Origin of the sequence: Bradyrhizobium sp. TM233 (assembly GCF_036247965.1) — a bacterium.
In the GTDB taxonomy this organism is placed as follows: Bacteria; Pseudomonadota; Alphaproteobacteria; order Rhizobiales; family Xanthobacteraceae; genus Bradyrhizobium; species Bradyrhizobium ottawaense.
In genome coordinates, this window is the sequence record NZ_BTIG01000077.1 from 1 (window position 1) to 606 (window position 606).

Annotated in this window: 2 pseudogenes; both read left to right on the forward strand. The window is 67.5% G+C overall.

The window, feature by feature from the left end:
* A pseudogene (locus tag AABA86_RS33565) lies at positions 1-242 on the forward strand (ABC transporter ATP-binding protein); the annotation flags it as partial.
* Positions 235-606, forward strand: a pseudogene (locus AABA86_RS33570) (ATP-binding cassette domain-containing protein); the annotation flags it as partial. The pseudogenes AABA86_RS33565 and AABA86_RS33570, both read left to right, overlap by 8 nt.

The following is a 606-nucleotide window of genomic DNA, read 5'->3' on the forward strand; positions in this document are numbered from 1 at the left end:
ACGAGCCGACCGCCGGCATGGGTCCCGAAGAGACCAAGGACATGGTCGCGCTGCTGGAACGGCTCGCCGACAAGCGCACCGTGCTGCTGGTGGAGCACAAGATGAAGATGGTGCTGGGCCTGTCCAAGCGCGTCGTGGTGCTGCATCACGGCCGCCTGCTCGCGGACGGCGCGCCCGACGAGATCAGGAGCAATCCGGAAGTCCGCCGGGTCTATCTCGGACAGAGTGAAGGTTATGGCTGAGACCGCGCTGCTCGAAATCGAAGATCTCCACGCCTGGTATGGCGCGAGCCACNNGCGCCGGCAAGACCACGACCTTGCGAACCATGATGGGCCTGATGCCGAAGGCGACCGGCCGCGTGCGCTTTGCGGGCAGGGAGCTCCTGCCGTTGCGCGCCCATCAGCGCTTCCACCTTGGCCTCGCTTACGTACCCGAGGAGCGGCGCATCGTTCCCGGACTGTCGGTGCGCGAGAACCTCCGGCTCGGTCTGGTCGCGGCCGGCAGCGACATCGAGGAGCGGGCCGCGATCGACGAGATCGCCGCGACCTTTCCGCGCCTGAAAGAGCGCCTCGACCAGGAAGGCGTGACGCTCTCCGGCGGCGAGCA